Source organism: Pseudomonas sp. CM25 (assembly GCF_013179705.1).
Classification (GTDB): Bacteria; Pseudomonadota; Gammaproteobacteria; order Pseudomonadales; family Pseudomonadaceae; genus Aquipseudomonas.
In genome coordinates this window covers 1-15697 of record NZ_JABMCW010000113.1, presented here as the reverse complement: position 1 = coordinate 15697, position 15697 = coordinate 1, and the positions used below count along the sequence as shown (strand labels likewise).

The 15697-nt window shown below is 64.3% G+C and carries 12 protein-coding genes and 1 pseudogene; 7 read left to right on the top strand and 6 right to left on the bottom strand.

Translation table 11 applies throughout. The features are described 5' to 3' along the window. Positions 1 to 287: 287 nt before the first annotated feature. Together HP546_RS14095 and HP546_RS14090 are read right to left on the bottom strand one after the other, a co-directional pair. On the bottom strand, positions 288 to 1580 hold the full coding sequence (locus HP546_RS14095) for an aminotransferase class V-fold PLP-dependent enzyme (protein WP_172226179.1): 1293 nt from the start codon (positions 1578 to 1580) through the stop codon (positions 288 to 290). A 16-nt stretch (positions 1581 to 1596) separates the two neighbouring features. Beyond that, positions 1597 to 2943: a dipeptidase gene (locus HP546_RS14090; protein WP_172226176.1), complete on the bottom strand. Its 1347-nt coding sequence runs from the start codon at positions 2941 to 2943 to the stop codon at positions 1597 to 1599. A 187-nt stretch (positions 2944 to 3130) separates the two neighbouring features. Between HP546_RS14090 and HP546_RS14085 the strand changes: the two genes are divergently transcribed. Next, positions 3131 to 4750 carry a PvdJ/PvdD/PvdP-like protein gene (locus HP546_RS14085; protein WP_172226173.1) on the top strand — a complete coding sequence of 540 codons (1620 nt, stop codon included), beginning with the start codon at positions 3131 to 3133 and terminating at the stop codon, positions 4748 to 4750. Positions 4751 to 4914: 164 nt separating this feature from the next. Here HP546_RS14085 and HP546_RS14080 read toward each other — a convergent pair whose 3' ends face one another. From HP546_RS14080 to HP546_RS14070, 3 genes are read right to left on the bottom strand one after another with little or no spacing between them, the layout of a single operon-like run. Further along, positions 4915 to 6327: an efflux transporter outer membrane subunit gene (locus HP546_RS14080; RefSeq protein ID WP_172226170.1), complete on the bottom strand. Its 1413-nt coding sequence runs from the start codon at positions 6325 to 6327 to the stop codon at positions 4915 to 4917. 3 nt (positions 6328 to 6330) lie between these two features. Beyond that, complete coding sequence (locus HP546_RS14075) at positions 6331 to 8295, bottom strand: MacB family efflux pump subunit (RefSeq protein WP_172226167.1); 1965 nt, start codon at positions 8293 to 8295, stop codon at positions 6331 to 6333. Further along, positions 8296 to 9468, bottom strand: a complete 1173-nt coding sequence (locus HP546_RS14070) for an efflux RND transporter periplasmic adaptor subunit (protein ID WP_172226164.1) — start codon at positions 9466 to 9468, stop codon at positions 8296 to 8298. A gap of 260 nt (positions 9469 to 9728) precedes the next feature. Here HP546_RS14070 and HP546_RS14065 point away from each other — a divergent pair, with 260 nt between their 5' ends. The 5 genes from HP546_RS14065 to HP546_RS14045 all read left to right on the top strand — a co-directional run bounded on the left by HP546_RS14065 (position 9729) and on the right by HP546_RS14045 (position 13047). Beyond that, a complete protein-coding gene (locus HP546_RS14065; protein ID WP_172226161.1) occupies positions 9729 to 10205 on the top strand; it encodes a sigma-70 family RNA polymerase sigma factor in 477 nt (158 codons plus the stop codon). 169 nt (positions 10206 to 10374) lie between these two features. After that, positions 10375 to 10854, top strand: a complete 480-nt coding sequence (locus tag HP546_RS14060; RefSeq protein WP_172226158.1) for a histidine kinase — start codon at positions 10375 to 10377, stop codon at positions 10852 to 10854. A gap of 72 nt (positions 10855 to 10926) precedes the next feature. Then, complete coding sequence (locus HP546_RS14055; RefSeq protein ID WP_172226155.1) at positions 10927 to 12252, top strand: MFS transporter; 1326 nt, start codon at positions 10927 to 10929, stop codon at positions 12250 to 12252. Between the two features lie 94 nt (positions 12253 to 12346). Next, a complete protein-coding gene (locus HP546_RS14050) occupies positions 12347 to 12643 on the top strand; it encodes a type II toxin-antitoxin system MqsR family toxin (RefSeq protein ID WP_172226152.1) in 297 nt (98 codons plus the stop codon). Between the two features lie 2 nt (positions 12644 to 12645). Further along, a complete protein-coding gene (locus HP546_RS14045; RefSeq protein WP_172226149.1) occupies positions 12646 to 13047 on the top strand; it encodes a type II TA system antitoxin MqsA family protein in 402 nt (133 codons plus the stop codon). A gap of 71 nt (positions 13048 to 13118) precedes the next feature. Here HP546_RS14045 and HP546_RS14040 read toward each other — a convergent pair whose 3' ends face one another. Continuing rightward, complete coding sequence (locus HP546_RS14040) at positions 13119 to 14801, bottom strand: electron transfer flavoprotein-ubiquinone oxidoreductase (protein WP_172226146.1); 1683 nt, start codon at positions 14799 to 14801, stop codon at positions 13119 to 13121. Positions 14802 to 15333: 532 nt separating this feature from the next. Here HP546_RS14040 and HP546_RS14035 point away from each other — a divergent pair. After that, positions 15334 to 15697, top strand: a pseudogene (locus HP546_RS14035) (electron transfer flavoprotein subunit beta/FixA family protein); the annotation flags it as partial.

Here is a 15697-nt window from a genome sequence, read left to right as displayed (position 1 = left end):
AGGTGACGGGCATGGATGCCCGTCAAGCGCTGGGCCCCAGGATGGGGCCTGCAGCGCGGTCCTCCCGGGAGCAAGGCCGGAGTGAGGGGACCCCGAAGCGCAGCGTAGGGGCCGGATGATGGGAGCGGGCGGTTTTGGTTACTTTTGCCAAGACAAAAGTGACCCGCCGTAAGGGCGGAAAGGTGACTTAGCGCCATCCTCGCTAATGAATGTCAACTTGGTGTTGATGCCCATGGCTTGAAGTTTGAAGCTTGAAGCTTGAAGCCGCAACGCGCCCGCCCAGGGCGTCACCCGCGAACACGTCGCGCCAATACATCCACCAACCGCTCGATCTCAGCCTCGGTATTCAGCAGGCCAGGCGCCGTACGCACCACCGGCCCGGCATCCCGCGACACTGCATCCACAACGATGCGCTGGCTGTTGAGGTACTTGGCCACCTCATCGGCATCCTCCCCCTTGACCCGGAAGAAGGTAAAACCCGCCGAATAGCGGGCACTGCGCGGGGTGACCAGTTCGATCCCGGGCAGTGCCTCAAGCCGCTGCCTGAGGGCGTCGTTCAGCCCATGGATACGCGCCTGCACTGCCGCCTTGCCGAGCTGCAGGTGCAAATCGAACGCCTTGCCCAGCGCCCAGCGGTGCTCGAACGCGTGATAACCGCCTGGCGTCATGATCGTGGCGAAATCCTCATTCTCCGAAAACGAGGCAATGGTCGGCGTCAGTAGCTTCATTTCGCTGGAGGCTGCACAGATGATCCCGGTGCCTCGCGGGCCGAACATCCATTTGTGCGTGCCGGCGATGAAGTAATCGCAATTGAAGTCGGCGAAGCGCACGTCTTCAACGCCAAAGCCGTGCACCCCGTCAATCACGTAGATAATCTGGTCCTGTTCGTCACGCTGGCGATTGACCTCGCGCACCAGCTTGCCTATTTCGCCCACTGGCAGCTTCACACCGCTGCCCGAGTGGACCCAGGTCATCCCCAGTACCCTGGTTTTCGGCCCGATGGCAGCCGCAATCGTTGCCAGCACCTGGTCGGTACTGACCTTGGCCGGTTCTTCGAACAAGCGCAACCGGTGCACTGGCGTGCCGTCGCGGGTAGTGCGAAAACCCATGGTATGGCGGGCTGCCGAGTGTTCGTGCACGGTGGTAAGAATTTCCTGCCCTGGAGCAATCTTCAGCCCGCCATAGATCAGCCCGAGGCCTTCGGTGGTGCTGCCGGTCAGGGCGATCTGCCGGGGTGTCACTTCGAGGTAGCGGGCGGCCGACTCGCGCACGGCGGCTTCGTGCTTCCACTCGGACTGGCTGTCCCAGTCGACCATCTGTGCCGGGTGACGGTCGAAGCGGGCACGCAGGGACTCGATGGCTTCGCGTACCGGCCTGGGGTGTGAGGTGATCAGGAAGTTGGCGAAGTGCGCATAGCCCGGGTCCAGCTCGAACAGCTCGCGAAAGCCGGCCCAGTTATCGCCCGTGAGCGGTTTCGCAGGCGCTGCGTGGGCTGCAGGCAGCAATCCGCCCGGGCCGCTCAAGGGCAGGGCGGCAGCCAGCAGGCCAGCCTGCTTGAGAAAGGTGCGGCGATCATTCATGGCTGTGCTCGACGAGTTATGGAGACGAAGTGGCCACAGGCTGCGCGGTGCGCTGTACCTGTTCCCACACCCGCAGGAAATTGCCGCCCCAGAGCTTGGTGATATCCGCCTCCGAGTAGCCGCGGCTGATCAGCTCGGCGGTGACATTGCGTGCTTCGCTGGCGTCATGCCAGCCGTCGATGCCGCCGCCTTCGTTGAAGTCCGAACTCAGGCCGACATGGTCGATACCCACCTTGCGCACCGTGTAGTCGATGGCGTCGCCAAAGTCCTTGAGGGTGGCTGGCGGCTCTTCGTCGAGAATGCCGTACAGCTCGTTGGCATACTGGCCCACCTTCGGCTCGGGCCAGCCGGCAATCACCGGATCGCCGGGCATCAGTGCGTAGTTGAGGTTGGCCAGCGGTGGCAGGGCGTAGCGGGCACGCAGCGCGTTGAGCTTGTCCTGGGTGTTGCTGCTCAGGGGCTTGAGGTAGGTGGAGAAGGCCACCAGCTGGACCACGCCGCCACTGTCCTTGATCAGCTGCAGCTCCTTGTCGGAGAGGTTGCGGTCGATGTCGACCATCGCCCGCGGCGCCGAGTGCGAAGCCACCACCGGTGCGCGGCTGAGGGCGACCACCTGGACCAGCGCCTTGCTCGACATCTGCGACACATCGATGATCACGCCCAGGTCGTTCAGCCGCTGTACGGCACGCTTGCCGACCGGCGAAAGGCCGTCCAGTGCATCGGCAGTATCATTGAAGAACGGCAGCGGGCGCGAAGAGTCGGCCCAGCTGTTGTTGCCCACGTAGCTGAAGCCGAACATGCGCACGCCGCGCGCGGCCCAGCGGTCGAGTTGATCGATGTCATCGCCCAGCGCGTAGGCGTTGAGCATGCTGAGGAACACCGCGAACTTGCCTTCGCCGTGCAGGCGCCGCATGTCTTGCGGTGTGTAGGCGATGCCGACCTGCTGCGGGAAGTCGCGGACCATGGCGCTGATGGCGTTGAAGCGCACTTCCTGGGTATGCCGGGCAGCCTCGACGAAGCCCGGGGTAGGGCGGTGCGGGCCGCCGCTGCCGGTCCAGGACTCGGGCCAGGCGAAGATGGTCAGGGCCGCGCCCGACAAGCGCCCGCGCGCAGCCTTGGCCAGGTCGAAGCGGCCATCGCCGTCCTTGTCGGCTTCGCTGCCTTCGGTGCCGAAGGCCAGCGGCAGGGTGATATGGCTATCGAACGAGATGATGCGTTGCTGCAGGTCGTTGGCCTGGCGGGTCACCTCGCGCGAGTAGCCAGCGGGTGTGGCGAAGTAGTGCCAGGCGGCGAACCCGGCCCCTGCGGCAACTGCCGCGGCCAGGCTGATAAACAGGGCTTTCTTCCAGCGTGGAGTCGTCATCTTGGTCTCAGTAGGTTCACCGTCGAGGGATGGGCACAGAGGCCGCCGCTACCTGGAGGGAACGAGCCCGCAGCCGGGAAATTTAGCCAGTGACAGGGGCGCTGCGCCGTTAAATTTCGTCGCCCGCGCAACGTTCTAGCCTTGGACGGGCCGTGCTCCATGGCCGCAATGAATGCACAGGTATGCAATGACGATTTCCCGACGCGGTTTCATCGCCGGTGTGGCATTGACGGGTGTGGTGGTGCCCGGTGCGCTGGGTGCACTGTATGTGCAACGCCAGCGGGCCGCCGAGGAGTTCCCGGAAACCCCTGGCGAGGCCGTCGTCGAGCTGGCCGATACCGGGCTGCAGCAGCTGGGCGACACCTTGCGCGGCATCTGGCGCTGGACCATGCAGGGCAAGGACGCAGGCCTGCATGGCTTGCCCATGGGCGAACTGGAACTGTTCCTCGACGTGGCCGCCAGCGGCCGCGCCCTGCGCGGCTACCTGGATACCCCCGAACGCTTGCGCGGCGATGCGCAGCCGCGTTACCGGGTGGTCGGCGACTTGCTGGCAGACACCCCAGGCCGCTTGCGCTGGCGCCTGTTCGAAACCGGTCAGGCGCAGGCCCGCTATGAATGCCATATTGTGCTCGATCAGGTCTGGGGGCGTTTCGGCAACGCCGGCCCGGCAAGCCTCAACGGGCGCATCGCATGCATGGACCGCGCACTGTCGTTGCCCGTGCAGGACAACCGTTTCCTGGCCGTGAAGCGCACCTTCCCCGAGGCGCGCGAGCGTACCCCGCTCAACCCGGTACTGCTGGCCCGGCTGATCGCCCCGGAGCATCGCCTGTTCCACCAGCTGTGGCATTCGTCGCGGGACAAATGGCACAAGCTGGACAAGGACAAGCAGGGCGCGCTGCGCGGCCTGGGCTGGCAGCCAGGGCCACGAGACCACGAGCGTGACGCACGTGGCCGGCACAAAGACCGCAACGGCTCGGGCGAGGACTTTTTCTTCATGCACCGGCACATGCTCGGCAGCGCCCGAGCCTTGCAAGACTTGCCCTCATGGACGCGTTTTCCGCTGCCGCAACCCGAGCTCGAGCGTGACCGCGCAGGCTTTGCCCGCTACTTCGACAACCATGACGGCACTGCCTTGCCGCCGACCTGGCTGGCCAGCGGTGACGGGGAATACACCCAGTGGGTGCGCGACATCAAGACCCCGGACACCTTCCACGGCAACTTCCAGGTCTGGGAGTCGCGCTACACCGACCCGGACTACCTCAGCACCCTGACCCTGGGCCAGTTCGGCTCGGAGGTGGAGCTGGGCCTGCACGACTGGCTGCACATGCGCTGGGCCTCGGTGCCGCGTGACCCCTCCAACGGCATGCCGGTGCCGACGGCACGCACGCCGGATGACTTTGCCGAGCGCTGGTTCGCGGCGGAAAACGACTTTCTTGGCGACCCGTTTTCATCCCATGTAAACCCGGTGTTCTGGCATTTTCACGGCTGGATAGACGACCGCATCGAGGACTGGTTCCGTGCCCATGAACGGCTTCACCCCGGTGAGGTGCGGCGCCTTGAGGTCAACGGCGTGCCCTGGTTTGCGCCGGGGCGCTGGGTGGAAGTGGCGGACCCGTGGCTGGGGCCGGATACCCACGGGTGTTCGACGGTGCCAGGGCTGCGGCCGGGGCGCAGCGTGGAGATGGACCCGGAGACCATGAAGTTGGCATTGCGCATCATCTACAGCGATGAAGGCCTGTTCGACAAGCTGCGGCCCAGGGTGCCGCAGCGGCCGTGGTATGCGCGCAATCTGAAGGTTCGAGCTTAGCTGCGGGCTGTTTTGGGGCTATCGCTGCCGTACCTGTGGGGAATTCCATGGTATGTGCAGGTTGCATCAGGGCTGACAGGTGTATGCCTTGGTATATTCAGCGCCTGTCAGCCCTGATGCGGTCCCTATGAGAACCGGCCTGCCGGCAATGTGGTCGATGAACCCTACCGCCCAACCTCCCACCCGCCCCCCAGCGCCTTGTAAAGCGCCACGCTACCCTGCAACCGCGCCAGCCGCAGTTGCGCCTGCTGGTCTTGTGCCACATACAAGGTGCGCTGGGTCTCCAGCACGGTCAGCAGGGTTTCGGCCCCCGCCCCATAGCGTTGCTGCGCCAGGTCGAACGCCAGCCGCGCCTGATCCAGCTCTTCATCCTGCCACTGCCGCTGGCGGTCCACGCCCTGGATCGCATTGAGCGCTTTCTCCACATCGGCAAACCCGGCGAGGATGCTGCTGCGGTAGGCCTCCAACAGCTCCGCCTGCTCGGCTTCGGCCAGCTGGCGCGCGGCGCGCAGCCGGCCATTGTTGAAGATGGGTGCGACCAGGCCACTGGTGAGGGTGTAGTAGGAACTGTCGAACAAATGCGCAAAGGTGTTGGCGCCAGCCCCCAGATTGGCCCCAAGGGTAAGCTTGGGCAGCATGGCGGCGCGGGCGACCTGCACGTTGGCACTGGCTGCAGCCAGCCGTGCTTCTGCCGCGGCAATGTCCGGGCGACGGGTGAGCAGTTCACTGGGCACGCCGCTGCCTATGGCCGGCCATTGCAGCGCATCGATCGCCTCCTGGCTGGCGGGCAGCGACTGCACGGGGTCGCCGAGCAGGGTCGCCAGGGTGACCCGGCTGTCCTGCCATTTCTGTTCCAGCAGCGGCAGCTGACGTTGCTGGGTGGCGACCAGGCTGCGCTGCTGGGCCAGCTCCAGGCGGGTCGCAGAACCGCTGCGCTGGCGCGCCTCGACCAGCTTCAGTACGTCCTGGGCGTTGCGCAGGTTAAGGCGGGCAATGCGCAACTGCTGTTCCAGGGCCAGCCCTTGCAGGTAGCTGTCGGCGACCGCGCTGACCAGCGTCAGCTCTACGGTCTTGCGGTCCAGGCGGCTGGCATCAAGCGTGCGCAAGGCGCTGTCGCGGGTCGCGCGCAGGCCGCCCCAGAAGTCGATTTCGTAGCTGGCGCTGAGCTGCATGTCGAACGAGGTACTGGTGGGTTGGTTGCGGCTGACGTCGAGCTGGTCGTTGCCATCGCCGTGCAGCAGGCGTTGGCGTTCACCATTCAGGCCCAGTTGCAGCTCTGGCAGCAAAGGCGCGCCAGCAATCACCGCCCGCGCCTGTGCCTGGCGTACCCGCGCGGTGGCGGCGGCCAGGTCGTGGGCATTGAGCAGGGCCCGCTGCACCAGGCGGTCCAGCTCTCGGCTGGCGAAGGCATGCCACCATTTTGTTGTCGGCCGTTGTGCCGACGCCGATGTGCCGCCTTGCCAGGCGGGCGGCGCGGCGATGCCACTGGCGGGTGTGGGCGGTGTGCTGCAGGCGGCAATGGTTGCACACAGGGGCAGGCACAAGGTCAACAGGCTGATGCGGCTGGGCAATGTCATGGGCTATTCGCTGGTAAGGGCTTTGACCGGGTCAAGGCGGGCGGCCTTGCGTGCCGGCATGAAGCCGAACACGATGCCGGTGACGACGGCGCAGGCGAACGCGCCGAGCATGGCGGGCAGGGCAAAGGCCACCGCCACTTCGGCCAGCATCAGGCCACCGCCGATGGCCAGGGCCAGGACGATGCCGGCCAGGCCGCCGACCATCGACAGCATCACCGCTTCGCTGAGGAACTGGCGCAGGATGTCGCGCTGGCGTGCACCGGTTGCCATGCGGATACCGATTTCCCGGGTACGCTCGCGCACGGTCATCAGCATGATGTTCATCACGCCGATACCGCCCACCAGCAGCGAAATGGCTGCGATCGCCCCAAGCATCAGCGACAGGCTGTTCTGCGTGCGCGCTTCGGCCTGGATCAGTGCCGCATCGTTGGTCAGCTCGAAATCCTGGCGGCCGTTGTGGCGCTGGCGCAACAGCCGCTCGATGGCCGCTTCGGCTTCGTTTACGCGGGTAGAGTCGATGGCCGAGACAGTGATGTAGTCCGGGTCGCGCTGGCCGAACAGGCGGATGGCGGCGGCGGAGTAGGGCACCGCGATGCGCCCGTCGCTGTCCTGGTCGCCCGAGCTGGCGCCCTTGCCGGCCAGGATGCCGACTACCTGAAACGGCACATTGCCGATCAGGATGTACTGCCCCAGCGGATCGCGCCCGGGCTCGAGCATCTTTTCCCGCACTTTCTGGCCGATCACCGCCACTGCCGCGCCGTTGCGCTCGTCGGCGTCGGTGAAGAAGCTGCCTTCGACCGCTGGCCAGTTGAAAATCTCGGGAAACCAGGTGTTGTTGCCGCCCACGTAGAACCGCTGGCTGCTGTTGCCATGGCGCACCATCATCTTTTCGCCGATCACCGGCATCACGTGCCTGACCTGCGGCAGCTGGCCGATGGCGGCGACATCATCCAGGGTGATGGTGCCGGCCTGTTCACCCAGGCTGGCCGGTTTGCCGTTGAGGTAGAGGATGTTGGAGCCGAAGGCGGCCATCTGCGCCATCACCTGGCGCTTGCTGCCTTCGCCCACCGCCAGCATGACCACCACCGAGGCCACGCCGATGACGATGCCCAGCAGGGTCAGGGCGGTGCGGAAGCGGTTGACCCACATTACCCGCCAGGCGGCCTGCAGGGCTTCGATCAACTCGCCTTTCCACGCCCCGCGCAAGGTTGCGCCACGGTCCAGGCGCTGGCGCAGCTGGTCGGCCTGCAGCCCTTGGCCGGTGTCGGCGGGGCGTTGCTCGGCGGCCGAGTCGCTGATGACCAGGCCATCACGGATCTCGATCACCCGCTGCGCCCGCGCCGCCACTTCGCGGTCGTGGGTGATCAGGATGATCACGTGGCCCTGGCTGGCCAGTTCGTCGAGCAGCGCCATCACCTCGGTGCCGCTGTGGCTGTCGAGGGCGCCGGTGGGCTCGTCGGCGAGGATGATATGGCCGCCGTTCATCAGCGCGCGGGCAATCGACACTCGTTGTTGCTGGCCGCCAGACAACTGGTGCGGGCGGTTGCCGGTGCGGCTGGCCAATCCCAGCCGGCCGAGCAGGGCGCTGGCGCGGGCGTGGCGTTCGCTGGCGTCGATGCCGGCATAAATGGCCGGCATTTCCACGTTTTCCTGAGCCGAGCCCGAGGGGATCAGGTGGTAGCCCTGGAACACGAAGCCAAACGCTTCGCGGCGCAGCCAGGCCAGTTCGTCGCTGTCCAGTTCGGCCACGTCCCTGCCGGCAAACCGGTAGCTGCCGGAGGTAGGCCGGTCGAGGCAGCCAAGAATGTTCATCAGGGTCGACTTGCCAGAGCCCGAGGCACCGACGATGGCGACGAACTCACCGGGGTGGATGCGCATGCTGATGCCGTGAAGGATGTCGACCTTGGGCGTTTCGACGCCGCCGTAGGACTTGCGGATGTCGACCAGCTCGATCAATGGCGTGCTCATTCAGCCTCCGCTCACGCCAGGGGCGCCAATGACCAGGCGCTCGCCTTCGTCGAGCCCCTCCAGCACCTGCACTCGCAGGCGGTCGCTGAGGCCGGTGCGTACCTGGCGCTGCACCACTTTGCCCTCGCCGGTAAGCACATGCGCCAGGCGCAGGTCGTCGCCGTCCTCCAGCGCCGCCAGTGGCACGGTCAGCACCTGGCTGGCCTGGCCTGCAACAAAGAACACCTGGGTGGTCATATCGGCCATCAGCGCCCCGTCCGGGTTGTCGACATCCAGCAACACGCTGTACTGCACTACCTGGCTGCCGGCGCTGCCATTGCTGACGCTGGCCGGGCTGCCGCCACCCTGGCTGGACTGCTCCAGCGGTTTGGGCGGGATCGGCAGCACCTGCCGCACGGTGCTGGTCCAGCGGCGCTTGCCGCCGGCCAGGGTAGTGAAGTAAGCGGTCATGCCCGGTTGTACCTTGCCGATGTCGGCCTCCGACACCTGGGCCCATACGGTCATCGGCGAGAGCTTGGCAATGCGCAGGATCAACGGCGTCTGTTGCTGGGCGTTGAGGGTTTGCCCTTCACGGGCATCCACCGCCACCACCGTGCCGTCCATGGGCGCGTAGATACGCGTGTAGCCCAGTTCCGCCTCGTCGCTGCGCAGGCTGGCCTGGGCCTGGCGGATTTGCGCCTGGAACATGTCGATGCGCGCCTGGGTGACTTTCAGCTGGGCGGCGGCGGTTTGCACGTCCTCGTCACGGGTGGCGCCGGCGACGGCCAGGTCGCGCTGGCGCTTGAGCTGCTGTTGGGCCAGCAGGTACTGGGCACGTTGCTCGGCCAGCTGGGCCTTGAGGTTATCGATCGAGAAGCGCCCGGCATCCAGCCGCGCCTGCTGGGTGGAGGGGTCGATCTCGACCAGCAGCTCGCCTTTGCGCACCGTGTCGCCGACTTCGACGTGCAGCTTGTGGATCTGCCCGGACGCTTGTGCGCCAACGTCCACGTAGCGCCGCGGCTGCAGGGTGCCCAGCGCTGTTACGCTGCTTTCGATGTCGGCGCGGGTCACGGCAACCGTGCTCAGCGGCTGCGCGCCGTAGGGCAGGGTCTTCCAGGCCAGCAGGCTGCCAAGGCCGAGCAGGCCCAGGCCGGTGAGCAGGACACGGCGACGGGTGTTGGTTAAAGGTCTCATGCAGACATCCAGCCGAGGGGTGTGGGTACGCACGGGTGGCAGGCGCGGACCGGGTGCCAGATAGACGAGAGCGGGAGGGGGGGATTTAGCGGATATCGGGTTGGAGCTGACAACTTCGTGGCGGCAAACCTCTTCAGACACACCCCTGTTGCTGAGAATAATTATAATTTGTAAGATCGCACGTTGACATCACTCGGTCCCGCGTTGCCGCCTGAAAGGATTTTCGGGCATAAGCTGGCAGGACGATCTCAGGTAACGTCGTGGAACATTATTATCGCGAACTGGTGGGCTTCCTCTCCGCCCGCCTGGGCAGTCGCCAGGCCGCCGAGGACGTGGCGCACGATGCTTACCTGCGGGTGCTGGAGCGCACTGACGCCGAGCGCATCGAGCACCCGCGCGCCTTCCTCTACCGCACCGCGCTCAACCTGGTGGTCGACCGCCATCGGCGCCATCTGGTGCGCCAGTCCGAGCCGCTGGAGGTGCTGGACAGCGACGAGCGCTGGCACAGCCCGGCGCTCACGCATGACATGCAGCTCGATCAGCGCCTGGCGCTGATGCAGCGCGCGCTGGATGAACTGGGCCAGGTGTGCCGCGAATGTTTTTTGCTGCGCAAGCTCGAAGGCCTGTCGCACCAGCAGATTGCCGAACACCTGGGCGTGTCCCGCAGCGTGGTGGAAAAGCACATCGTCAATGCCATGAAGCACTGCAGGGTGCGCATGCGTGAGTGGGAATCCTGATTGCCGAGTTAAAGCGAAATGAAAATTCCGTCAGTCAATCACTTGATTTATGCGGCTTTCCCGACTTTTATCAAAGAAGACCGCTGCCACGCGTGGGTTTGGCAGTAGCCGTCACTGGCGCAGTTATGGTCATGGAGCCTACCTATCAGCCAACTGCCCAGGTCCGTCCATGGCAAACAAGACCCTGCGCATCCTCATCGCCGACGCACACCCTTGTCAGCGCTTGCAGCTGGAGCGGCTGCTCAACGGCCTGGGCTACTTCCGCATAGCCCCCGTGGACAGTTTCGAGGAGCTGCAGCGCCTGGTGCATTGCGCCTTGCAGCCCTTCCACCTGCTGTTGGGCAATATCGAGCTGGCCAGCCATGCCGGGGTCGACCTGGAGCGCTTCTGCCGGGTCAGCACGCAAATCCAGCACGCCCTGCTTTACCACTCCACCCAGCTGAAGGTGCCAGCCGTACCGCAGACCGAGCGCCAGGCCGTCAGCCTGAGCCTGCCCCAGGTGCCCGATAACGAGGCGCTGGAGTCGTTCATGACGATCATCGACGCACCGCTGCTGGTCGGCAAGTTGCCGCTGCCAGGCGCCATGCCCGCTACCACGACGCGGCCACGGCCGCGCGCCAACTTTGCGCATACGGTGTTCAACCGCTAGCGACGCAGCGGGCAGGGCAACGCGGCAGGTATTTGTTATGCTCTTGCCCTTTGCCGATTTGCGGACCCTGCCATGACTGCCATCGATACCGCTCGCCCGCCGCGCTTCAGCCGCAGCGACCATCGGACCCTGGGCCTGGCGGCGCTGGGCGGCGCGCTGGAAATCTACGACTTCATCATCTTCGTGTTCTTTGCGCTAACCCTCAGCCAGCTGTTCTTCCCGCCCGAGATGCCCGAGTGGCTGCGCCTGCTGCAAAGCTTCGGCATCTTCGTCACCGGTTACCTGGCACGGCCGCTGGGCGGCATCCTGATGGCGCATTTCGCCGACCACCTGGGGCGCAAGCGGGTGTTCAGCCTGAGCATCCTGATGATGGCCCTGCCTTGCCTGCTGATCGGGGTGATGCCGACCTATGCCGACATCGGTTATGCCGCGCCGCTGATCCTGCTGGCCCTGCGCATCCTGCAGGGCGCTGCGGTAGGCGGCGAAGTGCCAAGTGCCTGGACCTTCGTCGCCGAGCATGCCCCGACCGGGCGGCGTGGTTATGCCCTGGGCTTCCTTCAGGCCGGGCTGACCTTCGGTTACCTGCTGGGGGCGCTGACCGCGACGTTGCTGGCGCAGCTGTTCAGCCCACAGGAAATCCTCGACTACGCCTGGCGCTATCCGTTCCTGCTGGGTGGGGTGTTTGGGGTAATCGGTGTGTGGCTGCGCCGCTGGCTTAGCGAAACGCCGGTGTTTCTGGCCCTGCGCGCACGCCAGCAGCAGCCGGTGAAGTTCCCGCTGCGGCGGGTGCTGGGCGAGCACCGTGGGGCGCTGATCCCGGCAACATTGCTGACCTGTGTGCTGACCTCTGCCGTGGTGGTGCTGGTGGTGATCACCCCGACGGTGATGCAACAGCGCTTCGGCATGAGTGCCGGGCATACCTTTGCCCTCAGCAGCGTGGGCATCGTCTTCCTCAACATCGGCTGCGTGCTGGCTGGCCTGCTGGTCGATCGCGTGGGCGCCTGGCGTGCGCTGATGCTCTACAGCCTGCTGTTGCCGCTGGGGATCGGCGCGTTGTACGCCAGCCTGGTGGGGCAGTGGGGCATGACCTGGCTGGCCTATGCGCTGGCCGGGTTGAGCTGCGGTGTGGTGGGCGTGGTGCCGTCGATCATGGTGGGGCTGTTCCCTGCGGAGATTCGCGTGTCGGGCATTTCCTTTACCTACAACGTGGCCTACGCGCTGTGGGCCAGCACCACGCCGCTGGCGCTGATCGCGCTGATGCCGTGGAGCCCGTGGGTGTGTGTCGGCTTTTGTCTGGTGATGGGCGCTGTGGGGCTGCTGACCGCCTTGTATTTCGGGCGTCGCGAGCCATTGGGGCTGGCGGCAGAGCCGATGCCGATCATGTGCGGTGACAAATGAGCCGGTAACGGCTGTGGGGTGGTGAGGCAGACTTCTGGGCGGGGGTTATTGGAATAACCTATTAGCCAAATTTAACCTGGAAGGTTAATTTCTCATGGAAAAGAGAACGCCTCACTGCCCGCTGGAGCGGGTGAAGGCCTTGGCTGCGGCAAGGCGAATCAGCCCTACGGGCGCTGCATTGAGAGGTGCCAAGGCGCTGGGAATGGATTTTTCGGGCATGCTTGAAGTAATCAACAGCTTGAGGCGCAATGATTTCTACAAGAGCATGACCAGCCATATTGATCATCGGGTCTGGGAGGACGTGTATCGCCCGCTTACAGCAATTGGGTACGTTTATCTGAAATTGTCCGTGGTAGACGACGTGCTCATCGTGTCTTTCAAGGAGTTGTAACCATGAGATGTCCAATATGCGGCGGCTCGGAGCTTGCACCTGACGTTCAGGGCATGCCCTATAGCTACAAAGGAGAGGCGACAGTGATCCCTGAAGTAAGTGGCGATTACTGTTCCGCATGTGGTGAATGTGTACTGAGTCATGATGAAGCCATGCGCGTCAGTCACCTGATGACGGTATTCGAGCGCCAGATCAACGCAACTGTTGTAGATCCTTCCTTTATTGCCTCCATACGCAGAAAGTTCGACCTCGACCAGCGCGAAGCGGGTGAGATTTTCGGCGGTGGGGTCAATGCATTCTCCCGCTATGAAAACGGCAAGACCACGCCGCCAGTGGCGCTGGTGAAACTGCTCAAGCTGCTGGACCGTCATCCAGAGCTTTTCGAGGAAGTGCGTACGGCCTGACACCAGGAGGCAACAAAAAGCCCCCGGTTCTCACGAGCCGGGGGCTTTTTGTTACAGCCAGGGCAGGGGCCTTACATGTTCGGGTAGTTAGGCCCGCCAGCGCCTTCAGGGGTGACCCAGGTGATGTTCTGGGCCGGGTCCTTGATGTCGCAGGTTTTGCAATGCACGCAGTTCTGCGCGTTGATCTGGAAGCGCTTGTTGCCGTCTTCCTGGGTGACCACCTCGTACACGCCTGCCGGGCAGTAGCGCTGGGCCGGTTCGTCGTACAGCGGCAGGTTGCTGGCGATCGGCACGTTCGGGTCGGTCAGCTTCAGGTGGCAGGGTTGTTCCTCTTCGTGGTTGGTGCTGGAGAGGAATACCGAGCTGAGCTTGTCGAAGCTGAGTTTGCCGTCCGGTTTCGGGTAGTCGATCTTCTGCGAGTCGGCCGCCAGCTTCAGGCAGGCATAGTCCGGCTTGGTGTCGTGCAGGGTGAACGGCAGCTTGCCGCCGAACCAGTTCTGGTCCACGTAGTTGAACGCGCCACCGAGCAGCGGGCCGAACTTGTGCAAGGCTGGGCCGAAGTTGCGGCTGGCGAACAGTTCGTCATACAGCCAGCTGGCCTTGAACGCGCTGACATAACCGTCGAGCTGGTCACCACCCTCGCGGCCGGCGGCCAGGGCCTCGGCCACCGCTTCAGCGGCGAGCATGCCGGACTTCATGGCGGTGTGGCTGCCCTTGATCTTGGAGAAGTTCAGGGTGCCGAGATCGCAACCGATCAGCGCGCCGCCGTTGAAGACCATTTTCGGCAGCGAGTTCAGGCCGCCTTTGCAGATGGCCCGGGCACCGTAGCTGATGCGCTTGCCGCCTTCGAGGTACTGGCTCATCACCGGGTGGTGCTTGAGGCGCTGGAATTCGTCGAATGGCGACAGGTACGGGTTGGCGTAGGACAGGTCGACGATCAGGCCGACCACCACCTGGTTGTTTTCCAGGTGGTAAAGGAACGAGCCACCGGTGTTGTCCTTGGCCACCACGTCCAGCGGCCAGCCGGCGGTGTGCACCACCAGGCCCTGCTCATGCTTGGCCGGGTCGATTTCCCAGATTTCCTTCAGGCCGATGCCGTAGTGCTGGACATCGGACTCGTTGTCGAGATCGAAGCGCTTGATCAATTGCTTGCCGATGTGGCCGCGGCAGCCTTCGGCGAACAGGGTGTACTTGGCGCGCAGCTCCATGCCCGGGGTGTACAGGCCGTCCTTGGGGTTGCCTTCGCGGTCGACACCCAGGTCGCCGGTGACAATGCCGCGGACCACGCCGTTGTCGTCGAATAGCGCTTCCTGGGCGGCGAAGCCCGGGTAGATTTCCACGCCGAGGTTTTCGGCCTGCTGGGCCAGCCAGCGGCACAGGTTGCCCAGCGAGATGATGTAGTTGCCATGGTTGTGCATGGTCTTGGGCACGAACAGGTCAGGCACCTTGGTGGCGCTGCCGGCATCCTTGAGCACGTAGATGTCGTCGCGCTTCACTTCGGTGTTCAGCGGCGCACCGAGTGCTTTCCAGTCAGGGAACAGTTCGTTCAGGGCGCGGGGCTCGAACACCGCGCCGGAGAGGATGTGGGCGCCGACTTCAGAGCCTTTTTCCACCACGCAGACGCTGATTTCGCTACCGGTTTCGGCGGCCTTCTGCTTCAGGCGGCAGGCGGCGGACAGGCCTGCCGGGCCGGCGCCGACGATGACCACGTCGAATTCCATGTATTCGCGTTCCACAGGTTCTCTCCTACTCATCAAGGCTCGTGCTGTTGCTTTGTCTTATGGGTGCTTGCGCACAGTGGCTCATCACGGGAGCGAAACTGTAGCTGCGCAAATGACGGACTACACCGTTTTGTCTTGGCCGCGCATTATATCTACACCACTTGGCGGGTCCAATACAAACGTTTGTTTGAATTTGCCGCAGGCCAGTAAAATCACAGGAACGCGGCTGGAGGGTGACCGATTTGCCGTATTGACCGGATGGGGTGTTACGGTCAAGATACGAGCGGTTTTACGTTCGCCGTAGGCTTGCAGCCGGGCGCAGGTACACCTCTAAAGACCAGGTGTGGAGCAGGGTTTTCGGGCTGAAATCCGGTTTGTAGTGGAGTTTACACGCCACGACAGAAAATGACCCGCGAGTATTTGTCGCAAGAGTCCGGTCATGACTGTTCGGTCACTGTGAAGTTGCTGCCTCCCGCTACGTCTTCAGAGGTGCCCTTGTACCCACGCGCATCGCTGGGCTCTGCCCCAGGCGACTATCTATTCACCGGAGAGTAACGAGGAATCCATGAAGGTTCTTGTAGCTGTCAAACGAGTGGTCGACTACAACGTCAAGGTTCGCGTCAAAGCGGACAACTCCGGCGTCGACCTTGCTAACGTCAAGATGTCCATGAACCCCTTCTGCGAAATCGCCGTGGAAGAGGCCGTACGCCTGAAGGAAAAAGGCGTTGCGACCGAGATCGTCGTGGTTTCCGTCGGCCCGACCACTGCCCAGGAGCAACTGCGTACTGCCCTGGCCCTGGGGGCCGACCGTGCCATCCTGGTCGAAGCCGCTGACGAACTGAACTCCCTGGCCGTGGCCAAGGCGCTGAAAGCCGTTGTCGACAAGGAGCAGCCGCAGCTGGTCATCCTCGGCAAGCAGGCCATCGACA